This is a genomic window from Pseudomonas sp. PS1(2021) (assembly GCF_020405165.1).
In the GTDB taxonomy this organism is placed as follows: Bacteria; Pseudomonadota; Gammaproteobacteria; order Pseudomonadales; family Pseudomonadaceae; genus Pseudomonas; species Pseudomonas aeruginosa.
This window is the reverse complement of sequence record NZ_CP084484.1, coordinates 4889211-4914558: the sequence shown is the minus strand read 5'-3', so window position 1 is coordinate 4914558 and position 25348 is coordinate 4889211. Positions and strand designations below refer to the sequence as shown.

The following is a 25348-nucleotide window of genomic DNA, read 5'->3' as shown; positions in this document are numbered from 1 at the left end:
TTGCTTCTGCCCCGCGTGCCGGCCAGGCCGGTACGCATGATCCGCCACGCGGGAGCCTGCTCCCGCGTTGGCGTGTCTGGAGGGTCCTTAATTGAGACGGAAAGGTTATGGCGAAACGAGACTTTTACGAGGTTCTGGGGGTTGAGCGTGGCGCCAGCGAGGCGGACCTGAAGAAGGCCTACCGCCGCCTGGCGATGAAATACCACCCGGACCGCAATCCTGGCGACAAGGAAGCCGAGGACAAGTTCAAGGAGGCCAACGAGGCCTACGAGGTCCTCTCCGATGCCAGCAAGCGGGCGGCCTACGACCAGTACGGCCATGCCGGCGTCGATCCGAATATGGGTGGGGGCGCTGGTGCCGGTTTCGGCGGGGCGAGCTTCTCCGACATCTTCGGCGATGTGTTCAGCGATTTCTTCGGTGGCGGCGGTGCCCGCGGTGGCTCGCGCGGCGGCGCGCAGCGCGGCGCGGACCTGCGCTACACCCTGGACCTCGACCTGGAGGAGGCGGTACGTGGCACCACCGTTACCATCCGCGTGCCGACCCTGGTCGGTTGCAAGACCTGCAACGGCAGCGGCGCCAAGCCCGGCACCACACCGGTCACCTGCACCACTTGCGGTGGTATCGGCCAGGTGCGCATGCAGCAGGGCTTCTTCTCGGTCCAGCAGACCTGCCCGCGCTGCCACGGCACCGGCAAGATGATTTCCGATCCCTGTGGCTCCTGCCATGGCCAGGGGCGCGTGGAAGAGCAGAAGACCCTGTCGGTGAAGGTGCCGGCCGGCGTCGACACCGGCGACCGCATCCGCCTCACCGGCGAAGGCGAGGCCGGCAGCATGGGTGGTCCGGCGGGCGACCTGTACGTGGTGGTCAATGTGCGCGAGCACCCGATCTTCCAACGCGACGGCAAGCATCTGTACTGCGAAGTGCCGATCAGTTTCGCCGACGCTGCGTTGGGTGGCGAGCTGGAAGTGCCGACCCTGGATGGCCGGGTCAAGCTGAAGATTCCGGAAAGCACCCAGACCGGCAAGTTGTTCCGCCTGCGCGGCAAGGGCGTGGCCCCGGTGCGCGGCGGCGGCGCCGGCGACCTGATGTGCAAGGTGGTGGTGGAAACCCCGGTGAACCTGGACAAGCGCCAGCGCGAGCTGCTCGAGGAGTTCCGCAAGTCGTTGCAGAGCGACACCTCGCATTCGCCCAAGGCCAGTGGCTGGTTCGAAGGCATGAAGCGTTTCTTCGACGACCTATAAACAAAGCCATGGGCGCGGCCTGACAGCCGCGTCCGGGTTCCGCGTGGAGTGGTTTTATGCGACGTATAGCCGTAGTGGGCGCCGCCGGGCGCATGGGCAAGAACCTGATCGAGGCCGTTCAGCAGACCGGCGGTGCCGCCGGGCTGACGGCGGCGGTGGATCGTCCGGATAGCACCCTGGTGGGGGCGGACGCCGGCGAGCTGGCCGGTCTCGGCCGGATCGGCGTGCCGCTGTCCGGGGACTTGGGCAAGGTCTGCGAGGAGTTCGACGTCCTGATCGACTTCACCCATCCCTCCGTAACCCTGAAGAACATCGAGCAGTGCCGCAAGGCGCGCCGGGCGATGGTCATCGGCACCACCGGCTTCAGCGCCGACGAGAAGCTGCTGCTGGCCGAGGCGGCGAAGGATATCCCGATCGTCTTCGCTGCCAACTTCAGCGTCGGCGTGAACCTTTGCCTGAAGCTTCTGGATACCGCGGCACGGGTGCTGGGCGACGAAGTGGATATCGAGATCATCGAGGCCCATCACCGGCACAAGGTCGATGCGCCGTCCGGCACCGCCTTGCGCATGGGCGAGGTGGTAGCCCAGGCGCTCGGCCGGGACCTTCAGGAAGTGGCGGTCTACGGACGCGAGGGGCAGACCGGCGCGCGGGCGCGGGAAACCATCGGCTTCGCCACCGTGCGCGCCGGCGACGTGGTGGGCGACCACACCGTGCTGTTCGCCGCCGAGGGCGAGCGCGTGGAGATCACCCACAAGGCTTCCAGTCGCATGACCTTCGCCCGTGGCGCGGTGCGTGCGGCGCTGTGGCTGGAGGGCAAGGAGAACGGCCTGTACGACATGCAGGATGTGCTCGGTCTACGCTGAGACGCTGCCGCACGTCGTCTTATTGGTGGACCGGAATGTCGCGATTCTGTAAACTACAGCTTTAGTGTGTCCACTAAAAGCAGCGCAGCATGAATCGAAAAAAAGCGGGATGACTCTTCACGGTGTCATCCCGCTTTTTTACACCTGCGCGACCAGTCAGGCTTGATTTACGGGAGGTCTTCTTGACTAAGCCAGCCATACTTGCACTTGCCGACGGCAGCATTTTTCGCGGTGAAGCCATCGGTGCCGACGGCCAGACCGTTGGCGAGGTGGTGTTCAACACCGCCATGACCGGCTACCAGGAAATCCTTACCGATCCTTCCTACGCCCAGCAGATCGTCACCCTGACCTACCCGCACATCGGCAATACCGGTACCACCCCGGAAGACGCCGAGGCCAACCGTGTCTGGGCCGCCGGCCTGATCATTCGCGACCTGCCGCTGATCGCCAGCAACTGGCGCAGCAAGCAGTCGCTGCCTGACTACCTGAAAGCCAACGGCACCGTCGCCATCGCCGGCATCGATACCCGTCGCCTGACTCGCATCCTCCGCGAGAAGGGTTCGCAGAACGGCTGCATCCTGGCTGGTGCCGACGCTACCGAGGAACGCGCGCTGGAGCTGGCTCGCGCCTTCCCCGGCCTGAAGGGCATGGACCTGGCCAAGGAGGTCACCACCGCCGAGCGCTACGAGTGGCGCTCCAGCGTCTGGAACCTGGAAAGCGACAGTCACCCGGAGATCCCGGCCGGTGAACTGCCGTATCACGTGGTGGCCTACGACTACGGCGTCAAGCTGAACATCCTGCGCATGCTGGTGGCGCGCGGCTGCCGCCTGACCGTGGTGCCGGCGCAGACACCGGCCAGCGAAGTGCTGGCGCTGAACCCTGACGGCATCTTCCTTTCCAACGGCCCCGGCGACCCCGAACCGTGCGACTACGCGATCCAGGCGATCCGCGAATTCCTCGATACCGAGATCCCGGTGTTCGGCATCTGCCTCGGCCATCAGTTGCTGGCCCTGGCCTCTGGCGCCAAGACCCTGAAGATGGGCCACGGCCACCACGGCGCCAACCACCCGGTGCAGGACCTGGACAGCGGCGTGGTGATGATCACCAGCCAGAACCACGGTTTCGCGGTCGACGAGAGCACCTTGCCGGACAACCTGCGAGCCACTCACAAGTCGCTGTTCGACGGTACCCTGCAGGGTATCGAGCGCACCGACAAGGTCGCTTTCAGCTTCCAGGGCCACCCCGAGGCGAGCCCCGGTCCGCATGACGTCGCCCCGCTGTTCGACCGCTTCATCTCGGCGATGGCCGAGCGTCGCTGAGGAGCAGAGCCATGCCGACCCTGGGGATAACCGATTTCTGGACCTACGTGCTGGGTGTGGTTTTCGTGATCCTGTTGCCCGGGCCGAACTCGTTGTTCGTCCTCGCGACTTCGGCCCAGCGTGGCGTGGCGACCGGCTACCGGGCCGCCTGCGGCGTGTTCCTCGGCGACGCGGTGCTGATGCTGCTGTCGGCCCTTGGCGTGGCGTCCCTGCTGAAGGCCGAGCCGATGCTGTTCATCGGCCTGAAGTACCTCGGTGCGGCCTACCTGTTCTATCTCGGCGTCGGCATGCTGCGGGGCGCCTGGCGCAAGCTGCGCAATCCCGAAGCGACGGCGGCGCAGGCCGAACAGGTGGATGTCCACCAGCCGTTCCGCAAGGCGCTGCTGCTCAGCCTGTCGAATCCCAAGGCGATCCTGTTCTTCATCTCCTTCTTCATCCAGTTCGTCGATCCCGGCTATGCCTATCCGGGCCTGTCGTTCCTGGTGCTGGCGGTGATCCTGGAACTGGTCAGCGCCCTTTACCTGAGCTTCCTGATTTTCACCGGTGTGCGGCTGGCGGCCTGGTTCCGCCGGCGGCAACGGTTGGCTGCCGGCGCCACTTCGGGCGTCGGCGCCCTGTTCGTCGGCTTTGGTGTGAAGCTGGCCACCGCAACCCTGTCCTGATTATTGCAACGAGAGTCCCATGCCAAAACGTACAGACATAAAGAGCATCCTGATCCTCGGTGCCGGCCCCATCGTGATTGGCCAGGCCTGCGAATTCGACTACTCTGGCGCCCAGGCCTGCAAGGCCCTGCGCGAGGAGGGCTACCGCGTCATCCTGGTGAACTCCAACCCCGCGACCATCATGACCGACCCGGCGATGGCCGACGCGACCTACATCGAGCCGATCAAGTGGGCCACCGTGGCCAAGATCATCGAGAAGGAACGCCCCGACGCGCTGCTGCCGACCATGGGCGGCCAGACTGCGCTGAACTGCGCCCTGGACCTGGAGCGCCACGGCGTGCTGGAGAAGTTCGGCGTGGAGATGATCGGCGCCAATGCCGATACCATCGACAAGGCCGAGGACCGCTCGCGCTTCGACAAGGCGATGAAGGATATCGGCCTGGCCTGTCCGCGCTCGGGCATCGCCCACAGCATGGAGGAGGCCTACGGCGTGCTCGAGCAGGTCGGCTTCCCCTGCATCATCCGTCCGTCCTTCACCATGGGCGGCACCGGCGGCGGTATCGCCTACAACCGTGAAGAGTTCGAAGAGATCTGCGCCCGTGGCCTCGACCTGTCGCCGACCAACGAGCTGCTGATCGACGAGTCGCTGATCGGCTGGAAGGAATACGAGATGGAGGTGGTCCGCGACAAGAAGGACAACTGCATCATCGTCTGCTCCATCGAGAACTTCGACCCGATGGGCGTGCACACCGGTGACTCGATCACCGTGGCACCGGCGCAGACCCTGACCGACAAGGAATACCAGATCATGCGCAACGCCTCGCTGGCGGTATTGCGCGAGATCGGCGTGGAAACCGGCGGTTCCAACGTGCAGTTCGGCATCTGCCCGAACACCGGGCGCATGGTGGTGATCGAGATGAACCCGCGGGTTTCCCGCTCCTCGGCCCTGGCCTCCAAGGCCACCGGTTTCCCGATCGCCAAGATCGCCGCCAAGCTGGCGGTCGGCTACACCCTCGACGAACTGCAGAACGACATCACCGGCGGTCGCACCCCGGCGTCGTTCGAGCCGGCCATCGACTACGTGGTGACCAAGATCCCGCGCTTCGCCTTCGAGAAATTCCCGAAAGCCGATGCCCGCCTGACCACCCAGATGAAGTCGGTCGGCGAAGTCATGGCCATCGGCCGGACCTTCCAGGAGTCGGTGCAGAAAGCCTTGCGCGGCCTGGAAGTCGGCGCCACCGGCTTCGATCCGAAGCTCGACCTGAACGACCCGGAGGCCGACAGCATCCTCAAGCGCGAGCTGACCGTGCCCAGCGCCGAGCGTGTCTGGTACGTCGCCGACGCCTTCCGCGCCGGCAAGAGCGTCGAGGAAGTGTTCGAGCTGACCCGCATCGACGAATGGTTCCTGGTGCAGATCGAGGACCTGGTCAAGGACGAGGAGAAGGTCAAGACCCTCGGCCTGTCCTCTATCGATCGCGAGCTGATGTACAAGCTCAAGCGCAAGGGCTTCTCCGACGCGCGCCTGGCCAAGCTGCTCGGCGTCACCGAGAAGAACCTGCGCAGCCATCGCCACAAGCTGAAGGTACTGCCGGTCTACAAGCGCGTCGATACCTGCGCCGCCGAGTTCGCCACCGACACCGCCTACATGTATTCGACCTACGAGGAAGAGTGCGAGGCCAACCCGTCGAGCCGCGAGAAGATCATGATCCTCGGCGGCGGTCCGAACCGCATCGGCCAGGGCATCGAGTTCGACTACTGCTGCGTGCACGCGGCGCTGGCGATGCGCGAAGACGGCTACGAGACCATCATGGTCAACTGCAACCCGGAAACCGTCTCCACCGACTATGACACCTCCGACCGCCTGTACTTCGAGCCGGTGACCCTCGAGGACGTCCTTGAGATCGTCCGCGTCGAGCAGCCCAAGGGCGTGATCGTCCAGTACGGCGGCCAGACCCCGCTGAAGCTCTGCCGCGCCCTCGAAGAGGCCGGCGTGCCGATCATCGGCACCAGCCCGGACGCCATCGACCGTGCCGAAGACCGCGAGCGCTTCCAGCAGATGGTCCAGCGCCTGAACCTGCGCCAGCCGGCCAACGCCACCGCGCGCAGCGAAGACGAGGCCCTGGCTGCGTCCAAGGCCATCGGTTATCCGCTGGTGGTACGCCCGTCCTACGTGCTGGGCGGGCGGGCGATGGAAATCGTCTACCAGGAAGAAGAACTCAAGCGCTACATGCGTGAGGCGGTTCAGGTTTCCAACGACAGCCCGGTGCTGCTCGACCACTTCCTCAACTGCGCCATCGAAGTCGACATCGACGCGGTATGCGACGGCGAGATCGTGGTGATCGGCGCGATCATGCAGCATATCGAGCAGGCTGGCGTTCACTCCGGCGACTCCGCCTGTTCGCTGCCGCCGTACTCGCTGCCGCAGCACATCCAGGACGAGATCCGCGAGCAGGTCAAGAAAATGGCCCTGGAGCTTGGCGTGGTCGGCCTGATGAACGTGCAGATGGCGGTGCAAGGCGAGGATATCTTCGTCATCGAGGTCAACCCGCGTGCCTCGCGTACCGTGCCGTTCGTCTCCAAGTGCGTCGGCGAGTCGCTGGCCAAGGTCGCCGCCCGCGTCATGGCCGGCAAGACCCTGGCCGAGGTCGGCTTCACCCAGGAAATCATCCCGCCGTTCTTCAGCGTCAAGGAAGCGGTGTTCCCGTTCGCCAAGTTCCCCGGCGTCGATCCGATCCTCGGCCCGGAAATGAAGTCCACTGGTGAAGTGATGGGCGTCGGTGATAGCTTTGCCGAAGCCTTTGCCAAGGCTCAGTTGGGGGCCAGCGAGATCCTTCCGACCGCCGGTTGCGCCTTCATCAGCGTCCGCGAAGACGACAAGCCGTTCGCCGCCCAGGTGGCTGGCGACCTGGTCGCGCTGGGCTTCGAAGTGGTAGCCACCGCCGGTACCGCGCGTGTCATCGAGGCCGCGGGCCTGCCGGTGCGTCGCGTGAACAAGGTGACCGAAGGTCGCCCGCACGTGGTGGACATGATCAAGAACGACGAGGTCACCCTGATCATCAACACCACCGAGGGCCGGCAGTCCATCGCTGACTCCTACTCCATTCGTCGAAACGCCCTGCAGCACAAGATCTGCTGCACCACCACCATTGCGGGTGGGCAGGCGATCTGTGAGGCGCTCAAGTTCGGTCCCGAGAAGACCGTTCGGCGTCTGCAGGATCTCCACGCAGGAATCAAGGCATGAGCAAGTTCCCCATGACCGTCCAGGGCGCCCGCGCCCTGGAAGAAGAAGTGAAACACCTGAAGGGCGTGCTGCGCCCGCAGATCAGCCAGGCCATCGCCGAAGCGCGTGAACTGGGCGACCTCAAGGAAAACGCCGAGTACCATGCGGCGCGCGAACAGCAGGGCATGGTCGAGGCGCGTATCCGCGACATCGAGGCCAAGCTGTCCAACGCCCAGGTCATCGATGTCACCGCCATCCCGCACAGCGGCAAGGTGATCTTCGGCACCACCGTCGACATCGCCAACGTCGAGACCGACGAGACCGTGACCTACCAGATCGTCGGCGACGACGAGGCGGATATCAAGGGTGGCAAGATCTCGGTGAATTCGCCGATCGCCCGTGCGCTGATCGGCAAGACCGAGGGCGATGCCGTGCTGGTGAGAACCCCGGGCGGCGACGTCGAGTACGAGATCGTCGAGGTTCGCCATATCTAAGCGCGCTCCGTTGCGCGCAGGCGCGATCAGTTGGCTGCTGGCCCAGACGTTCTGGGTCGGCGGCCTCTGGTTGCTGCAGTTCGTGGTCCTGCCTGCGTTGGCCAAGACCGGACTGGCGCCGTTGCTGGTGGAAACCGTAGCCGCGGCGTTGACGCCGCTGCTGATCGGCTTCGCCGGATTCTGTGCGGTGCTGCAGGCGCTGGTGTTGGTGTCGAGCCACGGGCCGAGGAGCCTCTGGCGAGACCTTCGCGGTCAGTTGTTGCTCGCCGTCGCGCTGCTCTGCCTGGTGTATTTCCTGGTGCGTGGGCTGGCGCCCGAGGCGGTGCGCTGGCTGCTGTTCAACTACCTGGCGGTGGCGATGTGTGGCCTGCTGCTGGTGTTGCAGCCGGTACCGGGGCGGGACGAGGAAGGCGTCTGAACCAGGTCGGGAAGTTTCCCGACCTTGGTTGGATGGGGCATCAGATGCCGGCGAAACGGCTGATGTTCGAGAGATTCTTGTTCGGCTTCGGGTTCTTCCGATAGACCAGCGCCATCTTGCCGATGCTTTGCACCAGGTCGCTGCGCGACTGCGCGCAGAGTTCGTCGAGCAGGGCGCGGCGATCGTCGCGCTCGGCCAGCGCCAGTTTCACCTTGATCAGTTCGTGATCGTTGAGTGCGCGCTCGAGTTCGGCGAGAACGCCTTCGGTCAAGCCGTTCTCGGCTACGATCAATACCGGTTTCAGGTGGTGACCGATAGATTTGAACTGTTTCTTCTGCTCTTGAGTGAGCGCCATAATCAGACCCCTGGGAAAAAGTCGTCTATTTTACCCCAGTTTTAGTCCAAGTGATGCTGCCCCCGCCGACCGGGGGTGCCCGAAGAGGTATTCCGTGGCCCGCTCCAAAACCAGCCAGCGTTGGCTGAAAGAACATTTCGACGATCCCTACGTGAAGATGGCCCAGCGCGATGGCTATCGCTCGCGCGCCAGCTACAAGCTGCTGGAGATCCAGGAGAAGGACCGCATCCTGCGTCCGGGCATGACCGTGGTCGACCTGGGCGCCGCGCCGGGCGGGTGGTCGCAGGTCACCAGCCGGGTGATCGGCGACCGTGGTCGGCTGATCGCTTCGGACATCCTCGAGATGGACAGCATCCCCGACGTCACCTTCATCCAGGGCGACTTCACCGAGGACGCGGTGTTCGCGCGGATCCTCGAGGCGATCGGCGATCATCCGGTAGACCTTGTGATTTCCGATATGGCCCCCAATATGAGTGGAGTGCGGGCCGCCGACCAGCCACGCGCCATGTATCTCTGCGAACTGGCGCTGGACCTGGCCGGCCGTGTGCTGCGGCCGGGCGGCGATTTCCTGATCAAGATATTCCAGGGCGAAGGTTTCGACCAGTACCACAAGCAGGCCCGGGAAATGTTCGACAAGGTACAGATGCGCAAGCCCCTGTCGTCGCGTGATCGTTCGCGGGAACAGTATCTGCTCGCACGCGGCTTTCGCGGGGAATAGACTGGAATGATTGACCCTATAGCCTGTCTATTGGTCGATGACCTGTTGTGCCGGGACGGGCGAGGGTTCATAAAGGGTTACAGACAACGCCTGCGTGCGCGGGCGCTTGTGTAGTACTTTTGGCCGGAAGGAGTCTGGCCGTCGTGTGAAGCGGTTTCCAGGACGGAGCCGGCTTCAGAGGGTAGTCAATTGAACGACATGGCAAAGAATCTGATTCTGTGGCTGATCATCGCGGCGGTACTGGTGACCGTGATGAACAATTTCTCGAGCCCGAGCGAGCCACAGACGCTGAACTACTCGGACTTCATCCAGCAGGTCAAGGATGGCAAGGTCGAGCGAGTGACCGTGGATGGCTATGTCATCACCGGCAAGCGTAGCGACGGCGATACCTTCAAGACCATCCGCCCGGCGATCCAGGACAACGGCCTGATCGGCGACCTGGTCAACAACAACGTCGTGGTCGAGGGCAAGCAGCCCGAACAGCAGAGCATCTGGACCCAGTTGCTGGTCGCCAGCTTCCCGATCCTGGTGATCATCGCCGTCTTCATGTTCTTCATGCGCCAGATGCAGGGCGGCGGCGGCGGCCGCGGTGGCCCGATGAGCTTCGGCAAGAGCAAGGCGCGCCTGCTGTCCGAGGACCAGGTCAAGACCACCTTCGCTGACGTCGCCGGCTGCGACGAGGCCAAGGAGGAGGTCAGCGAGCTGGTCGAGTTCCTTCGCGATCCGGGCAAGTTCCAGCGCCTGGGCGGCCGTATCCCGCGCGGCGTGCTGATGGTCGGCCCGCCCGGCACCGGCAAGACCCTGCTGGCCAAGGCCATCGCCGGCGAAGCCAAGGTGCCGTTCTTCACCATTTCCGGTTCCGACTTCGTCGAGATGTTCGTCGGCGTGGGCGCTTCCCGTGTCCGCGACATGTTCGACCAGGCCAAGAAGCACGCGCCGTGCATCATCTTCATCGACGAGATCGACGCCGTCGGCCGCCATCGCGGCGCCGGCTTGGGCGGCGGTCACGACGAGCGCGAGCAGACCCTCAACCAGTTGCTGGTGGAGATGGATGGCTTCGAGATGAACGATGGCATCATCGTCATCGCTGCCACCAACCGTCCGGACGTTCTGGACCCGGCGCTGCTGCGTCCGGGCCGCTTCGACCGCCAGGTGGTGGTCGGCTTACCGGATATCCGCGGGCGCGAACAGATCCTCAAGGTGCACATGCGCAAGGTGCCGCTGGGCGACCATGTCGATCCTGCCGTCATCGCCCGCGGTACGCCCGGTTTCTCCGGCGCCGACCTGGCCAACCTGGTCAACGAGGCTTCGCTGTTCGCCGCGCGCTCCAACAAGCGCATCGTCGACATGCGCGAGTTCGAGCTGGCCAAGGACAAGATCATGATGGGCGCCGAGCGCAAGACCATGGTCATGTCCGAGAAGGAGAAGCGCAACACCGCCTACCACGAGGCCGGCCACGCCATCGTCGGTCGCCTGGTGCCGGAGCATGACCCGGTCTACAAGGTGTCCATCATTCCGCGCGGACGTGCCCTGGGCGTGACCATGTTCCTCCCCGAGGAAGATCGCTACAGCCTGTCCAAGCGCGCGCTGGAAAGCCAGATCTGCTCGCTGTTCGGCGGCCGTATCGCGGAAGAGATGACCCTCGGCTTCGAAGGCGTCACCACTGGCGCTTCCAACGACATCATGCGTGCTACCCAGTTGGCGCGGAACATGGTGACCAAGTGGGGTCTGTCCGAGAAGCTCGGCCCGCTGATGTACGCGGAGGAGGAGGGCGAGGTGTTCCTCGGCCGTAGCGCCGGCAGCCAGCACGCCAATGTGTCGGGCGAGACCGCCAAGATGATCGACCAGGAAGTCCGGCGCATCATCGACGACTGCTACGGTACCGCCAAGCGACTGCTCGACGAGAACCGCGACAAGCTGGAGATGATGGCCGACGCACTGATGAAGTACGAGACCATCGACTCCGACCAGATCGACGACATCATGGCCGGTCGCGTGCCGCGCGAGCCGCGTGACTGGCAGGGTGGTTCGGGTACCGGCACCCCGCCGGCCAACCTGGAAGAGTCGGGCCGCCGCGAGAACACCCCTCCCATCGGTGGGCCGGCCGGCGAGCACTGAGAGCCCTGAATGAGCAATCCGCAATACCCGACCCGACTGCCTTGCGGCAGTCGGGTTCTTGATTTGGCCCGCCCACATGTCATGGGCATCCTCAATGTCACCCCCGATTCCTTTTCCGACGGCGGCCGTTACGACCGGCTGGACGATGCCCTGCGGCATGCCGAGCGCATGGTGCTGGAAGGCGCAACGCTCATCGACGTCGGCGGCGAGTCGACCCGTCCCGGTGCGCGCAGCGTTTCTCCGACGGAGGAGCTGGAGCGGGTCGCTCCGGTAGTCGAACGCATCGCCCGCGAACTGGACGTCGTGATTTCGGTGGATACCTCCACGCCTGCGGTCATACGCGAAACTGCGCGTCTCGGAGCGGGTCTGATCAACGACGTCCGTTCGCTGCAGCGCGACGGTGCGCTGGATGCTGCGGTGGATAGCGGCCTGGCGGTCTGTCTCATGCACATGCGCGGAGAACCGCAGACCATGCAGGATGCGCCTGCCTACCAGGATGTGGTGGCGGAAGTCGGCGCGTTCCTGCAGGAGCGTGTGGATGCCTGCGTGGCGGCCGGAATCGACCGCGAGCGGCTGTTACTGGATCCGGGTTTCGGTTTTGCCAAGACACTGGAGCACAACCTGGTGCTGTTCAGGCATCTGCAGGCGCTCCATGGCCTGGGCCTGCCGTTGTTGGTCGGCGTTTCGCGCAAGAGCATGATCGGCAAGGTACTGGGGCGGGAGGTGGACGAACGCCTCTACGGCAGTCTCGCGCTGGCGGCCCTGGCGCTGGCCAAGGGCGCACGGATAATTCGAGTGCATGACGTGGCGGCGACCGTCGACGTGATGCGAATGATCTCCGCCGTTGAAATGGCGGATTGAGCACGGAAGACAAAAGATGAGCAGAAAATACTTCGGGACTGACGGTATCCGTGGTCGTGTTGGCGAGTTTCCGATTACTCCGGACTTCGTTCTCAAGCTGGGCTGGGCGGTGGGCATGGCCTTCCGCCGGCAGGGCAACTGCCGGGTCCTGATCGGCAAGGACACGCGCAGCTCGGGTTACATGTTCGAGTCGGCCTTCGAGGCCGGGCTCTCCGCTTCCGGCGCCGATACCCTGTTGCTGGGACCGATGCCTACCCCCGGCATCGCCTACCTGACGCGGACTTTCCACGCCGAGGCCGGGGTGGTGATCAGCGCTTCGCACAATCCCCACGACGACAACGGCATCAAGTTCTTCTCCGGGCAGGGGACCAAGCTACCGGACGACGTCGAGCTGATGATCGAGGAACTGCTCGATGCGCCGATGACCGTGGTGGAGTCCGCCCGTCTCGGCAAGGTTTCGCGGATCAATGACGCGGCGGGGCGCTACATCGAATTCTGCAAGAGCAGCGTGCCGACCAGCACCGACTTCAACGGTCTCAAGGTCGTGCTCGACTGCGCCAACGGCGCTACCTACAAGATCGCTCCCAGCGTCTTCCGGGAACTGGGCGCGGAAGTGACGGTGCTGGCGGCCAGCCCGAATGGCCTGAACATCAACGACAAGTGCGGCTCCACTCACCTGGATGGCCTGCAGGCTGCGGTGGTCGAGCACCATGCCGACCTCGGCATCGCCTTCGACGGCGACGGCGACCGGGTGATGATGGTCGACCATACCGGTGCGGTCGTGGATGGCGACGAACTGCTGTTCCTCATCGCGCGTGACCTGCAGGAAAGCGGGCGGCTGCAAGGTGGTGTGGTCGGCACCCTGATGAGCAACCTCGGCCTGGAGCTGGCTTTGCAGGAACTGCATATCCCGTTCGTGCGGGCGAAGGTCGGCGATCGCTATGTGATGGCCGAACTGCTGGCTCGGAACTGGATGCTGGGAGGGGAGAATTCGGGACATATCGTCTGCTGCCAGAACACCACGACGGGCGATGCCATCATCGCTGCGCTACAGGTGCTGATGGCGCTCAAGCATCGCGGCCAGACCCTGGCCGAGGCGCGCCAGGGGATTCGCAAGTGCCCCCAGGTGCTGATCAATGTGCGCTTCAAGGGCGAAAACGATCCGCTCGAGCACCCCTCGGTGAAGGAGGCCAGCGTCCGCGTCACCGAGCAAATGGGCGGGCGCGGTCGTGTCCTGCTGCGCAAATCCGGCACAGAGCCGTTGGTCCGGGTGATGGTCGAGGGCGACGAGGAAGCTAGCGTTCGTGCCCACGCCGAACAGCTGGCAAAAATTGTTTCTGAGGTATGTGCTTGATTTTGCTTGCCAGTCTGGAAACTGTTGAGTAACATCTGCGCCCACTTTGCCCCGCGAGGTACAGCATGCGTCGACCCTTGGTGGCCGGTAACTGGAAAATGCACGGTACGCATTCCAGTGTGGCCGAGTTGATCAAAGGCTTGCGTCAGCTGGCGTTGCCGAGCGGAGTCGATGTAGCTGTGATGCCGCCTTGCTTGTTCATCAGCCAGGTCATCCAGGGCCTGGCCGGCAAGGCGATCGATGTAGGTGCGCAGAACAGCGCCGTCGAGCCGATGCAAGGCGCGCTGACCGGTGAGACTGCTCCCAGTCAGTTGGCGGATGTCGGTTGTAGCATGGTCCTCGTGGGCCACTCGGAGCGTCGCCTGATTCTCGGCGAGAGTGACGAGGTTGTGAGTCGCAAGTTTGCCGCGGCTCAGTCGTGCGGCCTGGTGCCGGTGCTGTGTGTCGGGGAAACCCGGGCGGAGCGCGAGGCGGGCAAGACGCTGGAGGTTGTCGCAAGGCAGCTGGGAAGCGTGATCGACGAGTTGGGTGTTGGAGCTTTTGCTCGCGCAGTCGTGGCTTACGAGCCGGTCTGGGCGATCGGGACCGGGTTGACCGCGTCCCCCGCGCAAGCCCAGGAAGTGCACGCGGCGATCCGCGCGCAACTGGCAGCGGAAAATGCCGAGGTCGCAAAAGGTGTGCGACTCCTTTACGGCGGCAGTGTAAAGGCGGCAAGTGCAGCCGAGTTGTTCGGCATGCCGGATATCGATGGGGGGCTGGTAGGTGGAGCCTCCCTCAATGCGGATGAGTTCGGCGCGATCTGTCGTGCCGCGGGAAGCTGAAGATGCTGGAAAAGGTCGTAATTGTCGTGCACCTGCTGATGGCATTGGGTCTTGTTGGCCTGATCCTCGTTCAGCATGGCAAGGGTGCGGATGCAGGGGCTTCTTTCGGTGCAGGTGCTTCGGCAACTGTTTTCGGAAGCCAAGGTTCCGCTACCTTTTTGAGTCGGATTACTGGTATACTGGCAGCGGTTTTTTTCTTGACCAGCCTTGGCTTAGCGTACTTCGCTAAAGAAAAGTCTGATGCTCTGCAACACATCGGGCTGCCGGATCCGGCAGTTCTGGAGCAGAAGCAAGAGAAAGCACCGGCCGCTGACGATGTGCCGGTTCTTCAGGAGCAGTCCAAGCCTGCGGAAAGTGCAGGCGATGTACCGGCGGCTCCTGAACAGAAGTAAGAGAAAGGTTTCTGCCGAGGTGGTGGAATTGGTAGACACGCTACCTTGAGGTGGTAGTGGCCATAGGCTGTAGGGGTTCGAGTCCCCTCCTCGGTACCATATAAGCAAGCCCCGTCCTGCGGGGTTTGTCTCCGCAAGGTTCGGTTGACCCATCAGGGTGTCGGTCGTATAATCTTGCACCAGCTTTGACGCGGGGTGGAGCAGTCTGGTAGCTCGTCGGGCTCATAACCCGAAGGTCGTTGGTTCAAATCCAGCCCCCGCAACCAGTTTTTCAGGGCCCCTTTTTAGGGGCTTTTTGTTAGCTGGACAGTCCATGCCACGGTTCCGAGTGGCAATTTAGGGATGGGCGTTTCGCCCATTTTTTGTTTCTACGACATACGCGAGGCGATCAGGTGTCGAGCAAGCTAGAACAGTTGCAGGCCTTGCTGGCCCCTGTGGTCGAGGCGCTCGGCTATGAGTGCTGGGGCGTCGAGTTCATTTCCCAGGGTCGTCATTCGGTGTTGCGCGTCTATATCGACCGCCCCGAAGGCATCCTCATCGATGACTGTGAAGCCGTCAGTCGGCAGGTCAGCGGTATTCTCGACGTCGAAGACCCGATCAGCGGCGAGTACACCCTGGAGGTGTCCTCTCCGGGCATGGATCGGCCGCTGTTCACCCTCGAACAGTTCGCCAAGCATGCCGGCGAGCAAGTGAAGATCAGGCTGCGTTCGCCCTATGAGGGGCGGCGTAACTACCAAGGCATTCTCCGTGGTGTGGAGGAGCAGGATGTGGTGGTCCTGGTGGACGATCACGAGTACCTGCTGCCGATCGATTCGATCGACAAGGCCAACATCATTCCCCGTTTTGATTGAGACGCGAATCCGCGGATCCAATGGATTGAAAGGCGAGGCGTACAATGAGCAAAGAAGTACTGCTGGTTGTTGAGTCGGTATCCAACGAAAAGGGCGTACCGGCCGGCGTGATTTTCGAGGCGCTGGAGCTGGCTCTGGCGACCGCCACCAAGAAACGTTTCGAGGACGAGGTCGACCTGCGCGTCGAGATCAATCGTCATAACGGCAGCTACGAGACTTTCCGTCGTTGGCACGTCGTCGCCGACGAGGACTACCAGGACCCCGCCACCGAGATCACCGTCGAGGACGTCCAGGAGCAGAAGCCGGGCGCGAAGGTCGGCGAGGTCATCGAAGAAAAGATCGAATCCATCGAGTTCGGCCGCATCGCTGCGCAGACTGCCAAGCAGGTCATCGTGCAGAAGGTCCGCGAGGCCGAGCGCGCCCAGGTGGTCGATGCCTACCGCGAGAAGGTCGGCGAGATCATTTCCGGTACCGTGAAGAAGGTCACCCGCGACAACGTCATCGTCGATCTCGGCAACAACGCCGAGGCGCTGCTGGCCCGCGACCAGATCATTCCGCGCGAGACCTTCCGCGTTGGCACCCGCGTGCGTGCCCTGCTGAAGGAGATCCGTACCGAGAACCGCGGTCCTCAACTGGTCCTGTCGCGTACCGCGCCGGAAATGCTGATCGAGCTGTTCCGCATCGAAGTACCGGAAATCGCCGAGCAGTTGATCGACGTGATGGCCGCCGCCCGTGACCCGGGCTCGCGCGCCAAGATCGCCGTTCGTTCCAAGGACAAGCGCATCGACCCGCAGGGCGCCTGCATCGGCATGCGCGGTTCGCGCGTCCAGGCGGTATCCGGCGAGATCGGTGGAGAGCGGGTGGACATCGTCCTGTGGGACGACAACCCGGCGCAATTCGTGATCAACGCCATGGCTCCGGCCGAGGTGGCGGCGATCATCGTCGACGAGGATACCCATACCATGGATATCGCCGTCGCCGAGGACAATCTGGCGCAGGCTATCGGCCGCAGTGGCCAGAACGTCCGTCTGGCCAGCCAGTTGACCGGCTGGACCCTGAATGTGATGACCGAGGCGGATATCCAGGCCAAGCAACAGGCCGAGACCGGGGATATCCTGCAGCGCTTCGTCGACGAGCTGGATGTCGACGAGGAACTGGCCCAGGTACTGGTGGAAGAGGGCTTCACGACTCTTGAGGAAATCGCCTACGTACCGATGGAAGAGATGCTCAGCATCGATGGCTTCGACGAAGACATCGTCAACGAGCTGCGCTCCCGTGCCAAGGATCGCCTGCTGACCAAGGCCATTGCGACCGAAGAGAAGCTCGCCGACGCACAACCGGCAGAAGACCTGCTCAGCCTCGATGGCATGAGCAAGGAGCTGGCCCTGGACCTGGCGCTGCGTGGCGTAACCACCCGTGAAGATCTGGCCGAGCAATCGATCGACGATCTGCTCGACATCGACGGCATGGACGAAGAGCGTGCCGGCAAGTTGATCATGGCCGCCCGGGCCCATTGGTTCGAGTAAGCAGTCGCGGCCTGAGGAGAGAAGTGCATGACGCAAGTCACGGTGAAAGAACTGGCCCAGGTGGTCGACACACCGGTGGAGCGCCTGCTGCTGCAGATGCGTGACGCAGGTCTGCCGCACACCAGTGCCGAACAAGTTGTAACGGATAGCGAGAAGCAAGCCCTGCTGACCCACCTGAAAGGCAGCCATGGCGATCGCGCCAGCGAGCCGCGCAAGATCACCCTGCAACGCAAGACCACTACCACGCTGAAAGTGGGTGGCAGCAAGACGGTGAGCGTCGAAGTTCGCAAGAAGAAAACCTATGTCAAGCGCAGCCCCGACGAGATCGAGGCCGAGCGCCAGCGCGAACTCGAGGAGCAGCGCGCGGCGGAAGAGGCGGAGCGTCTGAAGGCCGAAGAGGCCGCTGCCCGCCAGCGTGCCGAAGAGGAAGCGCGCAAGGCCGAGGAAGCTGCGCGTGCCAAGGCTGCCCAGGAAGCAGCGGCTACTGCCGGTGCCGAGAGTGCCGTGGTGGCGGATGTCGCGGTTGCCGAACCAGTGGCCAAGCCTGCCGCCGTGGAAGAGCGCAAGAAGGAAGAGCCGCGCCGCGTGCCCAAGCGTGACGAGGACGATGACCGCCGCGACCGCAAGCACACCCAGCACCGTCCCTCGGTCAAGGAGAAGGAAAAGGTTCCTGCTCCGCGCGTGGCTCCACGCAGCACCGACGAGGAAAGCGATGGTTACCGTCGCGGCGGTCGTGGTGGCAAGTCGAAGCTGAAGAAGCGCAACCAGCACGGGTTCCAGAACCCGACAGGACCGATCGTGCGTGAAGTGAACATCGGTGAGACCATCACCGTAGCCGAGTTGGCCGCCCAGATGTCGGTCAAGGGTGCCGAAGTCGTCAAGTTCATGTTCAAGATGGGCTCCCCGGTGACCATCAACCAGGTCCTGGACCAGGAGACCGCCCAACTGGTCGCCGAAGAGCTGGGCCACAAGGTCAAGCTGGTCAGCGAGAACGCGCTGGAAGAACAACTGGCCGAGTCCCTGAAGTTCGAAGGCGAGGCAGTCACCCGCGCGCCGGTCGTCACCGTCATGGGCCACGTCGACCACGGCAAGACCTCGCTGCTCGACTACATCCGTCGCGCCAAGGTCGCCGCGGGCGAGGCCGGCGGCATCACCCAGCATATCGGTGCCTACCACGTCGAAACCGAGCGTGGCATGGTGACCTTCCTGGATACCCCCGGCCACGCCGCGTTCACCGCGATGCGTGCCCGTGGCGCCCAGGCGACCGACATCGTGATCCTGGTGGTCGCGGCCGACGACGGCGTCATGCCGCAGACCCAGGAAGCCGTGCAGCACGCGAAAGCGGCGGGCGTGCCGATCGTGGTCGCGGTGAACAAGATCGACAAGCCCGAGGCCAACCCGGACAACATCAAGAACGGCCTGGCCGCTCTCGACGTGATCCCGGAAGAGTGGGGCGGCGACGCTCCCTTCGTCCCGGTTTCGGCGAAGCTCGGTACTGGTGTCGATGAACTGCTCGAAGCGGTCCTGCTGCAGGCAGAAGTGCTCGAACTGAAAGCCACTCCGTCGGCCCCGGGCCGTGGCGTGGTGGTCGAGTCGCGCCTGGACAAGGGACGCGGCCCGGTGGCCACCGTGCTGGTCCAGGACGGTACCCTGCGCCAGGGCGACATGGTGCTGGTCGGCATCAACTACGGTCGTGTCCGCGCCATGCTCGACGAGAACGGCAAGCCGATCAAGGAAGCCGGCCCGTCGATCCCGGTCGAGATCCTCGGCCTGGACGGTACGCCGGATGCCGGTGACGAGATGACCGTGGTCGCCGACGAGAAGAAGGCCCGCGAAGTCGCCCTGTTCCGTCAAGGCAAGTTCCGTGAGGTGAAACTGGCGCGTGCCCATGCCGGCAAGCTGGAAAACATCTTCGAGAACATGGGCCAGGAAGAGAAGAAGACCCTGAACATCGTCCTCAAGGCCGATGTGCGCGGTTCGCTCGAGGCTCTGCAAGGCTCGCTCAGCGGCCTGGGCAACGACGAAGTGCAGGTCCGCGTGGTCGGTGGCGGCGTCGGTGGCATCACCGAGTCCGACGCCAACCTGGCGCTGGCTTCCAACGCGGTGCTGTTCGGCTTCAACGTGCGCGCCGACGCCGGCGCGCGCAAGATCGTCGAAGCCGAAGGTCTGGATATGCGTTACTACAACGTGATCTACGACATCATCGAGGACGTCAAGAAGGCCCTGACCGGCATGCTCGGCAGCGATCTGCGGGAGAACATCCTGGGCATCGCCGAGGTGCGCGACGTGTTCCGCTCGCCGAAGTTCGGCGCGATCGCCGGCTGCATGGTCACCGAGGGCATGGTGCACCGCAACCGTCCGATCCGCGTGCTGCGCGACGACGTGGTCATCTTCGAAGGCGAGCTGGAGTCTCTCCGTCGCTTCAAGGACGACGTCGCCGAAGTGCGTGCCGGCATGGAGTGCGGCATCGGCGTGAAGAGCTACAACGACGTCAAGGTCGGCGACAAGATCGAAGTGTTCGAGAAGGTCGAAGTCGCACGCAGCCTTTGATGGCGAGTGCGTAACCACAGCGCCCGGGCCGGCTTCCAGCTGTCCCGGGCGTTTGTCGCTTTTTTTTCCAGTGACCGGGTGTCGCTGGAGGCAGGTTGAAAAATGGCAAAAGACTACAGCCGTACCCAGCGTATCGGCGATCAGATGCAACGCGAACTGGCTCAACTGATCCAGCGCGAGATCAAGGACCCGCGCCTGGGCCTGGTCACCATCACCGGTGTCGAGGTCAGCCGCGACGTGGCGCACGCCAAGGTGTTCATCACCGTCATGGGCCAGGACGATGCCGGCAAGATCGCCCTGAACATGGAAATCCTCAACGACGCCGCCGGCTACCTGCGCATGCTGCTGGGCAAGTCGATGAAGCTGCGCAGCGTGCCGCAACTGCATTTCCACTACGACGAAAGCATCCGCCGCGGCGCCGAGCTGTCGGCGCTGATCGAGCGTGCGGTGGCCGAAGACGGCCGCCGCCACGGCGACGAGACCGAGGACTGAGCGTGGCCCAGGTGAAGCGTATCCGCCGCTCCATCAGCGGCATCCTGGTGCTCGACAAGCCGCGCGGCATGAGTTCCAACCAGGCACTGCAGAAAGTCCGCTGGCTGCTCAATGCCGAGAAGGCCGGCCACACCGGCAGCCTCGACCCGCTGGCCACCGGGGTGCTGCCGCTGTGCTTCGGCGAGGCGACCAAGTTCTCCCAGTATCTTCTCGATGCCGACAAGGGTTACGAGACGGTGATGCGCATGGGCATCACCACCACCACCGGCGACGCCGAGGGCGAACTGCTCGCCGAGCGGGACGTGACCGTCGGTCGGGACGATCTCGAACAGGCCCTGCCGCGCTTCCGTGGCGACATAGAGCAGGTGCCGCCGATGTACTCGGCGCTGAAGAAAGACGGACAGCCGCTGTACAAGCTCGCCCGTGCAGGAGAGGTAGTGGAGCGCGAGGCGCGTTCTGTTACTATTACGCGCCTGGATTTGCTCTCCTTCGAGCCGCCCTGTGCGACCCTGGCCGTTTCCTGCAGCAAAGGCACCTACGTGCGTACGCTGGTGGAAGATCTCGGCCAGGTCCTGGGCTGCGGCGCGCACGTCGCGGCACTGCGGCGGACCCAGGCCGGGCCGTTCGCCCTGGCCCAGGCGATCACCCTCGAGACGCTCGAACGCGTGCATGCCGAAGGTGGTCCGGAAGCGCTGGACCAATTCCTGATGCCGGAAGACAGCGGCCTGTTGCATTGGCCGGTGTTGCAGTTGTCCGAGCACAGTGCGTACTACTGGCTGCACGGGCAGCCGGTGCGGGCCCCGGAAGCGCCGAAGTTCGGCTGGCTGCGGGTGCAGGATCACACAGGTCGTTTCATCGGTATCGGTGAAGTGACCGACGACGGGCGTATCGCCCCGCGTCGACTGATTCGGTCATAAGACCGATACGAGGGTGGCTGTCAGCAGGCACGGTCATTCCTCCTTTTAAAACACGGGAAGCGATTCCCGGCCTGTTCACTCAGAGGAAGCCCATCATGGCACTGAGCGTTGAAGAAAAAGCGCAGATCGTTAACGAATACAAGCAAGCTGAAGGCGACACCGGTTCCCCGGAAGTGCAGGTAGCCCTGCTGTCCGCCAACATCAACAAGCTGCAGGATCACTTCAAGGCCAACGGCAAGGATCACCATTCCCGCCGTGGTCTGATCCGTATGGTTAACCAGCGCCGTAAGCTGCTGGACTACCTGAAGGGCAAAGACGTGTCTCGCTACACTGCCCTGATCGGCCGTCTGGGTCTGCGTCGCTAAGCGACGCCGGTCGGCAGCTTGAAGCAAGGAGCTGGAAGTCTGGCGTCGATACCCGCACACGAGGCGGGTATCGGCGTCGGGCTTCCAGCTTCGCGCTTTCTAGGAATCGATTCGGGTCCGACTCCCGGCATTCCACCGATTTCCCCCAAGGCAACATAGAAGGTAAAGACACCGTGAACCCGGTAACCAAGCAATTCCAGTTCGGTCAGTCGACCGTCACTCTCGAGACCGGCCGTATCGCTCGCCAGGCCACCGGCGCCGTACTGGTCACCATGGACGACGTCAGCGTGCTGGTCACCGTGGTCGGCGCCAAGTCGCCGGCCGAAGGCCGCGACTTCTTCCCGCTGTCCGTGCACTACCAGGAAAAGACCTACGCCGCAGGCCGTATCCCCGGTGGTTTCTTCAAGCGTGAAGGACGTCCTTCCGAGAAGGAAACCCTGACCTCGCGCCTGATCGACCGTCCGATCCGTCCGCTGTTCCCCGAAGGTTTCATGAATGAAGTGCAGGTCGTCTGCACCGTCGTCTCCACCAACAAGAAGTCCGATCCGGACATCGCCGCGATGATCGGCACCTCCGCCGCCCTGGCGATCTCCGGCATTCCGTTCGCCGGCCCGATCGGCGCCGCCCGCGTCGGTTTCCATCCGGAAATCGGCTACATCCTCAACCCCACCTACGAGCAACTGCAGAGTTCCAGCCTCGACATGGTCGTGGCCGGTACCGAAGACGCCGTGCTGATGGTGGAGTCCGAGGCCGACGAACTGACCGAAGACCAGATGCTCGGTGCCGTGCTGTTCGCCCATGACGAGTTCCAGGCGGTGATCCGTGCCGTCAAGGAGCTGGCCGCCGAAGCTGGCAAGCCGGCCTGGGACTGGAAAGCCCCGGCGGAAAACACCGTGCTGGTCAACGCCATCAAGGCAGAGCTGGGCGAAGCGATCTCCCAGGCCTATACCATCACCATCAAGCAGGACCGCTACAACCGTCTGGGCGAGCTGCGCGACCAGGCCGTGGCCCTGTTCGCCGGCGAGGAAGAGGGCAAGTTCCCGGCTTCCGAGGTCAAGGACGTATTCGGCCTGCTGGAATACCGCACCGTTCGCGAGAACATCGTCAACGGCAAGCCGCGTATCGACGGTCGTGACACCCGTACCGTGCGTCCGCTGCGCATCGAAGTCGGCGTGCTCGGCAAGACCCACGGTTCCGCGCTGTTCACCCGTGGCGAAACCCAGGCCCTGGTCGTCGCGACCCTCGGCACCGCGCGTGATGCCCAGCTGCTGGATACCCTGGAAGGCGAGCGCAAGGACGCCTTCATGCTGCACTACAACTTCCCGCCGTTCTCGGTAGGCGAGTGCGGCCGCATGGGCAGCCCGGGGCGTCGTGAAATCGGCCATGGCCGTCTGGCCCGTCGTGGCGTCGCCGCCATGCTGCCGACCCAGGACGAGTTCCCCTACACCATTCGCGTGGTTTCCGAGATCACCGAGTCCAACGGTTCCAGCTCGATGGCCTCCGTGTGCGGCGCCTCCCTGGCGCTGATGGATGCCGGTGTGCCGGTCAAGGCGCCGGTCGCCGGTATCGCCATGGGCCTGGTCAAGGAAGGCGAGAAGTTCGCCGTCCTGACCGACATCCTCGGTGACGAAGACCACCTGGGCGACATGGACTTCAAGGTTGCCGGTACCGACAAGGGCGTCACCGCCCTGCAGATGGACATCAAGATCAACGGTATCACCGAAGAGATCATGGAGATCGCCCTGGGCCAGGCCCTGGAAGCTCGCCTGAACATCCTCGGCCAGATGAACCAGGTCATCGCCAAGCCGCGCGCCGAGCTGTCCGAGAACGCCCCGACCATGCTGCAGATGAAGATCGACTCGGACAAGATCCGCGACGTCATCGGCAAGGGCGGCGCGACCATCCGTGGTATCTGCGAAGAGACCAAGGCCTCGATCGACATCGAGGACGATGGCAGCGTGAAGATCTACGGCGAAACCAAGGAAGCCGCCGAGGCCGCCAAGCTGCGCGTCCTGGCGATCACCGCGGAAGCCGAGATCGGCAAGATCTATGTCGGCAAGGTGGAGCGCATCGTCGACTTCGGGGCCTTCGTCAACATCCTGCCGGGCAAGGACGGCCTGGTGCACATCTCGCAGATCAGCGACAAGCGCATCGACAAGGTCACCGACGTGCTGCAGGAAGGCCAGGAAGTGAAGGTCCTGGTGCTCGACGTGGACAACCGTGGCCGCATCAAGCTGTCGATCAAGGACGTGGCTGCCGCCGAAGCTTCCGGCGTGTAAGTCGAGTCGTGATCGATGAAAACAGGGCCCTCGGGCCCTGTTTTCGTTTCCGCGACACGCTTCTCGGCGAAGGGGGCGAATCCTTGCATTTTGCAAGCCCTGTCATCGCCAATTCGGCATTCTGCAACCGTCTCGCTTCCAGCCTATTTTTTAACTTATTGTTTTTAAAGGATTTTATTTTAGAGAAAAACTGGCACAGCGCTTGCGATATCTACTATGCAACTGACGCCAGGAATGGCTGCAGTTTTTCGAAATCCATAGGAGAAACCGCAATGAAATTCAGCAAACTCGCTATTGCCGCTGCTACTGCCACTGCTCTGAGCTTCTCGATGGCCAATGCGTTCGCTGCCCAGCCCATCAGCCTGGCGGCCAACGACACTATGCAGAAAACCGAAGAAGCGGTTTCCGATACCTGGATCACCAGCAAGGTGAAATCCAGCCTGATCGCCAACAAGAATGTCAGTGGCGTCGATATCAAGGTCGAGACCAACAAAGGTGTGGTTTCCCTTTCCGGCAACGTGAAGAGCGATGCCGAGCGTGACCTGGCGATCGAGACCGCCAAGGGCATCAAGGGCGTGAAAGCCGTTTCCGCCGATGGCCTGAAATCGGTCGAGTAAGCGCCCGGGCCGAACGACCCCTTTTCCCTCGTCACCAGGAGGAAGACCGATGAATTCCGATGTGATCAAAGGTAAGTGGAAGCAACTCACCGGCAAGATCAAGGAACGTTGGGGCGATCTGACCGACGACGATCTCCAGGCTGCCGACGGACATGCCGAATACCTGGTCGGCAAGCTGCAGGAACGCTATGGCTGGTCCAAGGAAAGGGCCGAACAGGAAGTTCGCGACTTCAGCGACCGCCTGTGAACAGGTAGAAAGAAGCCCCGCCGGGATTGCCCGGCGGGGCTTTTTCATGGGCGCTGGATTCAGTCGCCGCGCCGGCTCTGGATGGCGCTGAGGCGGTTGCCCTCGAAACGGACGAAATACAGCATGCCGTTCCATGGGCCATAGACCCATTCCTGGACCTCGACCTCGTAGCGCTTGCCCCATTCCCCGACGACCTCGCGATAACCCAGGCTGTCGCGGCTGCGTGGCTCGCCGCAGCGCGCAAGGACGTCGGCGCTGCTGTCGCCGGTACTCACCAGGCGGCTGCCGCAACGCAGCGAATCGGCCTGAGCATGTGCCAACGGCAGCAGGGACAGCAACGCCACCAGCCCGGTGCGCGGAAGCGAGCGATTCAACGCTTGAACTCGATGCGTTTCAGCTTGTTGGCTTCGAAGGTCAGGATGTAGGTCACGCCGTTGCGCGGGCCGTACACCCACTCCTCGACCTTGAATTCCCGCCGATCGTAGCTGCCCAGGGTATAGCCGACGTCGTCGCGGTGATCCGGATCGCCGCACTTTTGCTGTACTTCGAAGGCCCGGTCGCCGACGCTGACCAGCGCACTGCCGCAACGCATGGTGTCGGCCTGCGCGCTCGCGCAGGCAAGGTAGAGCAGGGGGGCCGCGAGGGCGGCGAATCGCTTGTGCAAGGTA

25 protein-coding genes and 2 tRNA genes are annotated in these 25348 nt (G+C 63.5%); 24 read left to right on the top strand and 3 right to left on the bottom strand.

What is annotated here, in order from left to right; translation table 11 throughout:
- Positions 1–107 precede the first annotated feature (107 nt).
- The 7 genes from dnaJ to LE197_RS23580 all read left to right on the top strand — a co-directional run bounded on the left by dnaJ (position 108) and on the right by LE197_RS23580 (position 8217).
- Complete coding sequence (gene dnaJ, locus LE197_RS23610) at positions 108–1241, top strand: molecular chaperone DnaJ (protein ID WP_003095211.1); 1134 nt, start codon at positions 108–110, stop codon at positions 1239–1241.
- Between the two features lie 56 nt (positions 1242–1297).
- The gene (gene dapB, locus LE197_RS23605; protein ID WP_003095210.1) at positions 1298–2104 is read left to right on the top strand and encodes a 4-hydroxy-tetrahydrodipicolinate reductase; all 807 of its coding nucleotides are present in this window, start codon (positions 1298–1300) and stop codon (positions 2102–2104) included.
- Between the two features lie 182 nt (positions 2105–2286).
- Complete coding sequence (gene carA, locus LE197_RS23600) at positions 2287–3423, top strand: glutamine-hydrolyzing carbamoyl-phosphate synthase small subunit (protein ID WP_003095209.1); 1137 nt, start codon at positions 2287–2289, stop codon at positions 3421–3423.
- 11 nt (positions 3424–3434) lie between these two features.
- Positions 3435–4085, top strand: a complete 651-nt coding sequence (gene leuE / locus LE197_RS23595) for a leucine efflux protein LeuE (protein WP_003095208.1) — start codon at positions 3435–3437, stop codon at positions 4083–4085.
- A 19-nt stretch (positions 4086–4104) separates the two neighbouring features.
- A complete protein-coding gene (gene carB / locus LE197_RS23590; protein WP_003095207.1) occupies positions 4105–7326 on the top strand; it encodes a carbamoyl-phosphate synthase large subunit in 3222 nt (1073 codons plus the stop codon).
- A complete protein-coding gene (gene greA / locus LE197_RS23585) occupies positions 7323–7799 on the top strand; it encodes a transcription elongation factor GreA (protein ID WP_003095206.1) in 477 nt (158 codons plus the stop codon). Before carB ends, greA begins: the two co-directional genes overlap by 4 nt.
- A 10-nt stretch (positions 7800–7809) precedes the next feature.
- Positions 7810–8217, top strand: coding sequence for a DUF4149 domain-containing protein (locus tag LE197_RS23580; RefSeq protein ID WP_003109321.1), 408 nt, complete (start codon positions 7810–7812; stop codon positions 8215–8217).
- Between the two features lie 40 nt (positions 8218–8257).
- On the opposite strand, the gene yhbY is transcribed toward LE197_RS23580, so the two are convergent.
- Positions 8258–8572, bottom strand: a complete 315-nt coding sequence (yhbY, locus tag LE197_RS23575; RefSeq protein ID WP_003095204.1) for a ribosome assembly RNA-binding protein YhbY — start codon at positions 8570–8572, stop codon at positions 8258–8260.
- 94 nt (positions 8573–8666) lie between these two features.
- Between yhbY and rlmE the strand changes: the two genes are divergently transcribed.
- The 17 genes from rlmE to LE197_RS23490 all read left to right on the top strand — a co-directional run bounded on the left by rlmE (position 8667) and on the right by LE197_RS23490 (position 24680).
- Complete coding sequence (gene rlmE, locus LE197_RS23570) at positions 8667–9290, top strand: 23S rRNA (uridine(2552)-2'-O)-methyltransferase RlmE (RefSeq protein ID WP_003095202.1); 624 nt, start codon at positions 8667–8669, stop codon at positions 9288–9290.
- A gap of 198 nt (positions 9291–9488) precedes the next feature.
- A complete protein-coding gene (gene ftsH / locus LE197_RS23565) occupies positions 9489–11408 on the top strand; it encodes an ATP-dependent zinc metalloprotease FtsH (RefSeq protein ID WP_003095200.1) in 1920 nt (639 codons plus the stop codon).
- A 9-nt stretch (positions 11409–11417) separates the two neighbouring features.
- Complete coding sequence (folP, locus tag LE197_RS23560) at positions 11418–12269, top strand: dihydropteroate synthase (protein WP_031637886.1); 852 nt, start codon at positions 11418–11420, stop codon at positions 12267–12269.
- Positions 12270–12285: 16 nt separating this feature from the next.
- On the top strand, positions 12286–13623 hold the full coding sequence (gene glmM / locus LE197_RS23555; protein ID WP_003095196.1) for a phosphoglucosamine mutase: 1338 nt from the start codon (positions 12286–12288) through the stop codon (positions 13621–13623).
- Between the two features lie 65 nt (positions 13624–13688).
- Positions 13689–14444, top strand: a complete 756-nt coding sequence (gene tpiA, locus LE197_RS23550) for a triose-phosphate isomerase (protein ID WP_003100513.1) — start codon at positions 13689–13691, stop codon at positions 14442–14444.
- Between the two features lie 2 nt (positions 14445–14446).
- A complete protein-coding gene (gene secG / locus LE197_RS23545; protein WP_003095194.1) occupies positions 14447–14836 on the top strand; it encodes a preprotein translocase subunit SecG in 390 nt (129 codons plus the stop codon).
- 13 nt (positions 14837–14849) lie between these two features.
- Positions 14850–14935: transfer RNA gene (locus tag LE197_RS23540), tRNA-Leu, on the top strand.
- Positions 14936–15025: 90 nt separating this feature from the next.
- Positions 15026–15102, top strand: a tRNA-Met gene (locus LE197_RS23535).
- Positions 15103–15228: 126 nt separating this feature from the next.
- Complete coding sequence (rimP, locus tag LE197_RS23530; protein ID WP_003095193.1) at positions 15229–15687, top strand: ribosome maturation factor RimP; 459 nt, start codon at positions 15229–15231, stop codon at positions 15685–15687.
- 44 nt (positions 15688–15731) lie between these two features.
- Entirely contained in the window at positions 15732–17213 is a 1482-nt protein-coding gene (gene nusA, locus LE197_RS23525; RefSeq protein ID WP_003095192.1) for a transcription termination factor NusA, read from the top strand.
- Positions 17214–17240: 27 nt separating this feature from the next.
- Entirely contained in the window at positions 17241–19763 is a 2523-nt protein-coding gene (gene infB, locus LE197_RS23520; protein ID WP_023108798.1) for a translation initiation factor IF-2, read from the top strand.
- A 102-nt stretch (positions 19764–19865) separates the two neighbouring features.
- Complete coding sequence (gene rbfA, locus LE197_RS23515) at positions 19866–20255, top strand: 30S ribosome-binding factor RbfA (RefSeq protein WP_003095188.1); 390 nt, start codon at positions 19866–19868, stop codon at positions 20253–20255.
- Positions 20256–20257: 2 nt separating this feature from the next.
- Entirely contained in the window at positions 20258–21172 is a 915-nt protein-coding gene (truB, locus tag LE197_RS23510) for a tRNA pseudouridine(55) synthase TruB (protein WP_003100522.1), read from the top strand.
- Between the two features lie 95 nt (positions 21173–21267).
- Complete coding sequence (rpsO, locus tag LE197_RS23505) at positions 21268–21537, top strand: 30S ribosomal protein S15 (RefSeq protein ID WP_003095184.1); 270 nt, start codon at positions 21268–21270, stop codon at positions 21535–21537.
- 173 nt (positions 21538–21710) lie between these two features.
- On the top strand, positions 21711–23816 hold the full coding sequence (gene pnp, locus LE197_RS23500) for a polyribonucleotide nucleotidyltransferase (protein ID WP_003095181.1): 2106 nt from the start codon (positions 21711–21713) through the stop codon (positions 23814–23816).
- A gap of 272 nt (positions 23817–24088) precedes the next feature.
- A complete protein-coding gene (locus tag LE197_RS23495; RefSeq protein ID WP_003095177.1) occupies positions 24089–24433 on the top strand; it encodes a BON domain-containing protein in 345 nt (114 codons plus the stop codon).
- A 49-nt stretch (positions 24434–24482) separates the two neighbouring features.
- Positions 24483–24680: a CsbD family protein gene (locus LE197_RS23490; protein WP_003095174.1), complete on the top strand. Its 198-nt coding sequence runs from the start codon at positions 24483–24485 to the stop codon at positions 24678–24680.
- A 59-nt stretch (positions 24681–24739) separates the two neighbouring features.
- Here the strand turns inward: LE197_RS23490 and LE197_RS23485 are convergent, their stop codons facing one another.
- Together LE197_RS23485 and LE197_RS23480 are read right to left on the bottom strand one after the other, a co-directional pair.
- Positions 24740–25054 carry a DUF2845 domain-containing protein gene (locus LE197_RS23485; protein WP_003100526.1) on the bottom strand — a complete coding sequence of 105 codons (315 nt, stop codon included), beginning with the start codon at positions 25052–25054 and terminating at the stop codon, positions 24740–24742.
- The gene (locus LE197_RS23480; protein ID WP_003100541.1) at positions 25051–25344 is read right to left on the bottom strand and encodes a DUF2845 domain-containing protein; all 294 of its coding nucleotides are present in this window, start codon (positions 25342–25344) and stop codon (positions 25051–25053) included. Before LE197_RS23480 ends, LE197_RS23485 begins: the two co-directional genes overlap by 4 nt.
- Between the last annotated feature and the right edge of the window lie 4 nt (positions 25345–25348).

Coding starts and splice junctions, on each gene's coding strand:
- dnaJ (WP_003095211.1), top strand. CDS start 108: ATGGCGAAACGAGACTTTTACGAGGTTCTGGGGGTTGAGCGTGGCGCC.
- dapB (WP_003095210.1), top strand. CDS start 1,298: ATGCGACGTATAGCCGTAGTGGGCGCCGCCGGGCGCATGGGCAAGAAC.
- leuE (WP_003095208.1), top strand. CDS start 3,435: ATGCCGACCCTGGGGATAACCGATTTCTGGACCTACGTGCTGGGTGTG.
- carB (WP_003095207.1), top strand. CDS start 4,105: ATGCCAAAACGTACAGACATAAAGAGCATCCTGATCCTCGGTGCCGGC.
- greA (WP_003095206.1), top strand. CDS start 7,323: ATGAGCAAGTTCCCCATGACCGTCCAGGGCGCCCGCGCCCTGGAAGAA.
- yhbY (WP_003095204.1), bottom strand. CDS start 8,572: ATGGCGCTCACTCAAGAGCAGAAGAAACAGTTCAAATCTATCGGTCAC.
- ftsH (WP_003095200.1), top strand. CDS start 9,489: ATGGCAAAGAATCTGATTCTGTGGCTGATCATCGCGGCGGTACTGGTG.
- folP (WP_031637886.1), top strand. CDS start 11,418: ATGAGCAATCCGCAATACCCGACCCGACTGCCTTGCGGCAGTCGGGTT.
- glmM (WP_003095196.1), top strand. CDS start 12,286: ATGAGCAGAAAATACTTCGGGACTGACGGTATCCGTGGTCGTGTTGGC.
- tpiA (WP_003100513.1), top strand. CDS start 13,689: ATGCGTCGACCCTTGGTGGCCGGTAACTGGAAAATGCACGGTACGCAT.
- secG (WP_003095194.1), top strand. CDS start 14,447: ATGCTGGAAAAGGTCGTAATTGTCGTGCACCTGCTGATGGCATTGGGT.
- nusA (WP_003095192.1), top strand. CDS start 15,732: ATGAGCAAAGAAGTACTGCTGGTTGTTGAGTCGGTATCCAACGAAAAG.
- infB (WP_023108798.1), top strand. CDS start 17,241: ATGACGCAAGTCACGGTGAAAGAACTGGCCCAGGTGGTCGACACACCG.
- rbfA (WP_003095188.1), top strand. CDS start 19,866: ATGGCAAAAGACTACAGCCGTACCCAGCGTATCGGCGATCAGATGCAA.
- rpsO (WP_003095184.1), top strand. CDS start 21,268: ATGGCACTGAGCGTTGAAGAAAAAGCGCAGATCGTTAACGAATACAAG.
- LE197_RS23495 (WP_003095177.1), top strand. CDS start 24,089: ATGAAATTCAGCAAACTCGCTATTGCCGCTGCTACTGCCACTGCTCTG.
- LE197_RS23490 (WP_003095174.1), top strand. CDS start 24,483: ATGAATTCCGATGTGATCAAAGGTAAGTGGAAGCAACTCACCGGCAAG.